Genomic DNA, 3,493 nt, shown 5'->3' with positions numbered 1-3,493 from the left:
CGGTCGCCGAACCCGTGGCCCGGCCCGGCGCCGTCGCGGCGGCCTACCCGGAGGCGCGGCGCTGCGTGGACGCGCTGCGGCTGCTGGGCCGCTCCGGACAGGGCGCCGCCGCCGAGGACTTCGGCTTCATCGGCATGCTGCTCACCGACAGCCGCGACGTCGGCAGCTTCGTACGCCGCACCCTCGGGCCCGTACTCGACTACGACGCACGCCGCGGCACCGACCTCGTGGCCACCATGGACGCCTACTTCGCGTGCGGCATGAGCCCGGCCCGCGCCAAGGACGAACTGCACGTCCACGTCAACACCGTCGCCCAGCGCCTGGAGCGTGTGGCCAGGCTGCTGGGCGACGACTGGCAGTCCCCGGAACGTGCCCTCGAGACGCAGCTCGCGCTACGGCTGCACCGGCTCGCGGGAGCGGTCGGACGCTGAACTCCCCCCGGCCGGGCCGGAGTCGGACGGGGCGGGCGCCGGGTCGGCGGCGTCGTCCTCGCCGATCCGCGTCAGGTCCCGCTTGCTGGTCTCCTTCGCGCACGCGATCGCCACGACGGTGATCAGCGCGGCGGCGATGACGTACAGCGCGATCGGCGTCGAGCTGCCGTACTCCGCGAGCAGCGCGGTCGCGATCATCGGCGCGGGCGCACCGGCCGCCACCGACGAGAACTGCGCGCCGATCGACGCGCCGGAGTAGCGCAGCCGCGTCGCGAACAGCTCGGAGAAGAAGGCCGCCTGCGGCGCGTACATCGCCCCGTGCAGGATCAGCCCGACCATCACCGCCAGCACGATCGCGCCGAAGTCCTTGGTGTCGAGGAGCTGGAAGAACGGGAAGACCCACAGGCCCGTGCCGATCGCCCCCAGCAGATAGATCGGCCGCCTGCCGAACCGGTCGGACAGCGAGCCCCACACCGGGATCACGGCGAAGTGCACCGCGGAGGAGATCAGTACGGCGTTGAGCGCGGTCTGCTGCGAGAGGCCCAGCTCGCTCGTCGCGTACACGAGGATGAAGGCGGTGATGACGTAGAAGGTGATGTTCTCCGCCATGCGCGCGCCCATGGCGATGAGCACGTCCTTCCAGTGGAAGCGCAGCACCGCGACGAGCGGCATCCGCTCCACCTGCTCCTCGCCGCTGAGCTTCGCGGCCTGCGCCTTGCGTGCCTCGGCGCGCTCCCGCGCCTGCTTGAAGACCGGCGACTCGTCCACCGCCAGCCGTATCCACAGCCCGAGCCCGACGAGCACGCCCGACAGCAGGAACGGCACACGCCAGCCCCAGCTCATGAACGCCGCGTCCGAGAGCAGCGCCGTCAGCACCGCCAGCACAGCCGTCGCCAGCAACTGCCCCGCGGGCGCGCCCGTCTGCGGCCACGAGGCCCAGAACCCGCGGCGCTTGGCGTCCCCGTGCTCGGAGACCAGCAGCACCGCGCCGCCCCACTCGCCGCCGAGCGCGAAGCCCTGCACGAGGCGCAGCGTCGTCAGCAGTACGGGAGCGAGCGTGCCGACGGTGGCGTGTGTGGGCAGCAGCCCGATGCCGAACGTCGCGCCGCCCATCAGCAGCAGGCTGAGGACCAGCAGCTTCTTACGGCCGATCCGGTCGCCGTAGTGCCCGAAGACGAGCGCGCCGATGGGGCGGGCGGCGAAGCCGACGGCGTAGGTGAGGAAGGACAGCAGGGTTCCGACGAGCGGATCGGAGCCGGGGAAGAAGAGCTTGTTGAAGACCAGCGCGGCGGCCGAACCGTAGAGGAAGAAGTCGTACCACTCGATCGTCGTGCCCACGAGGCTCGCGGCGACGATGCGCCGCAGCGACGAGGACGACGAGGACGACGAGGCAGAGGACGACGAGGAGGGCGGCGCGGACGGTGGTGCGGACGGGCCGTGCGGAGCGGACGCGGACGCGGGCTCCGGGCCCTTGTCGGCTGCGGGATTCTCGGGGGTCATGGCGAGACCGTAGGGACGAACCGGCCCCCGACCCATGTGCGCGGGGGCCACACCGCGAAGGCCGGATATCGCCTCCGGACACACCCACGGGACCGGTACGCGCACGCAGTAGGGTGCACCGCATGGCCGACGCACCGTACAAGCTGATCCTCCTCCGGCACGGAGAGAGCGAGTGGAACGCGAAGAACCTGTTCACCGGCTGGGTGGACGTGAACCTGACCGAGAAGGGCGAGAAGGAGGCGGTCCGCGGCGGTGAGTTGATCAAGGACGCCGGACTGCTTCCCGACGTCCTGCACACCTCCGTGCAGAAGCGGGCCATCCGCACCGCGCAGCTCGCGCTGGAGTCCGCCGACCGGCTGTGGATCCCGGTCCGCCGCTCCTGGCGCCTCAACGAGCGGCACTACGGCGCCCTTCAGGGCAAGGACAAGGCGCAGATCCGCGACGAGTTCGGCGAGGAGCAGTTCATGCTCTGGCGCCGCTCGTACGACACCCCGCCGCCCGAACTGCCCGACGGCGCCGAGTACTCACAGAGCGACGACCCCCGCTACGCCGGCGTCCCCAGCGAACTGCGCCCGCGCACCGAGTGCTTGAAGGACGTCGTGGGCCGCATGCTGCCGTACTGGTTCGACGGCATCATCCCGGACCTCCTCGCGGGCCGCACCGTCCTGGTCGCGGCACACGGCAACTCCCTGCGCGCCCTGGTCAAGCACCTCGACGGCATCTCCGACGAGGACATCGCGGGCCTGAACATCCCCACGGGCATCCCGCTCAGCTACGAGTTGGACGCGGACTTCCACCCGGTCACCCGCGGCGGCACGTACCTGGACCCGGACGCGGCGAAGGCGGCGATCGAGGCGGTGAAGAACCAGGGCAAGAAGTAGCCCTGCGGGTACGAGACGCGACACGAAGAAGCCCTCCGCGTGCGGCTGTTGACCGCGGGCGGAGGGCTTCTCGCTGTCGCGGGGCGGAGGGCGCGGAGGGCGGGCAACTTATCTCAAGCGTTGCCCGAAAGTGACCCCAAGACGGACATCTAGCCGTAAAGTATTTGCAAGTTGCACTTTCCGTCTGGTTTGGGGGGTAGCTATGTCCACGCCCAAGGTCTTAACGGTGACCCTTGAGTTCGATATGAGCGACCGAAGGAACGGCTCGGCACGTATCAAGTCCGCCTATGAGGCGGCCACTGCTTCAGCCGTGGAAGCAGCGAAGGGCAAGCTCCTTCCCGACAGTGTGCTCATGGTTCGCAGCAGGATGACGTGGGACTACCGGTGGGCCGAAGCCACCGCGCAGTACAGCGACCCGGTGCAGGACGAGGCAGAACCGGGGGACGACGAGCCGCAAGTGGCGGCATGAGGCAGTCGTCACTGGGCAGTGCGAAGTCGCCCGGCGATGACCGACAACGACCCGCGACAGAAGCCCGAGTTCGGGGTATTGGATCGCGGATCGCCAGCAACGCGGGCCTTCGAACGCCCGGTTAAGACTCAGGGCAAGCAGCAGCCCTGGCCCCCGGAAGCATCACGGCGCGAAGAAGCCCTCCGCGCGCGGCTGTTGACCGCGGGCGGAGG

At 70.0% G+C, this 3,493-nt stretch carries 4 protein-coding genes; 3 read left to right on the top strand and 1 reads right to left on the bottom strand.

The genetic code is table 11. The features are described 5' to 3' along the window. Nucleotides 1-431 (top strand): PucR family transcriptional regulator (locus tag AN218_RS38480; RefSeq protein ID WP_244900668.1); only part of this gene is annotated, 431 nt, incomplete at its 5' end. Here AN218_RS38480 and AN218_RS24735 read toward each other — a convergent pair. Beyond that, entirely contained in the window at nt 393-1,931 is a 1,539-nt protein-coding gene (locus AN218_RS24735; RefSeq protein WP_079132547.1) for an MFS transporter, read from the bottom strand. The two genes, AN218_RS38480 and AN218_RS24735, sit on opposite strands and share 39 nt — an antisense overlap. 122 nt (nt 1,932-2,053) lie before the next feature. On the opposite strand from AN218_RS24735, the gene AN218_RS24730 reads away from it, so the two are divergent. Both AN218_RS24730 and AN218_RS24725 read left to right on the top strand, forming a co-directional pair. Next, nucleotides 2,054-2,812: a phosphoglyceromutase gene (locus AN218_RS24730; RefSeq protein ID WP_070019145.1), complete on the top strand. Its 759-nt coding sequence runs from the start codon at nt 2,054-2,056 to the stop codon at nt 2,810-2,812. 202 nt (nt 2,813-3,014) lie between these two features. Next, complete coding sequence (locus tag AN218_RS24725; RefSeq protein WP_070019144.1) at nt 3,015-3,281, top strand: hypothetical protein; 267 nt, start codon at nt 3,015-3,017, stop codon at nt 3,279-3,281. Nucleotides 3,282-3,493: the final 212 nt, after the last annotated feature.

The organism is Streptomyces nanshensis (genome assembly GCF_001751255.1).
Classification (GTDB): Bacteria; Actinomycetota; Actinomycetes; order Streptomycetales; family Streptomycetaceae; genus Streptomyces; species Streptomyces nanshensis_A.
Note: the sequence above shows the minus strand (reverse complement) of the source record. Positions and strands in the feature narration are given on the sequence as shown.

What these genes read in the sequence shown, in the direction of transcription:
- AN218_RS24735 (WP_079132547.1), bottom strand. Translation starts at nt 1,931, where the DNA reads ATGACCCCCGAGAATCCCGCAGCCGACAAGGGCCCGGAGCCCGCGTCC.
- AN218_RS24730 (WP_070019145.1), top strand. Translation starts at nt 2,054, where the DNA reads ATGGCCGACGCACCGTACAAGCTGATCCTCCTCCGGCACGGAGAGAGC.
- AN218_RS24725 (WP_070019144.1), top strand. Translation starts at nt 3,015, where the DNA reads ATGTCCACGCCCAAGGTCTTAACGGTGACCCTTGAGTTCGATATGAGC.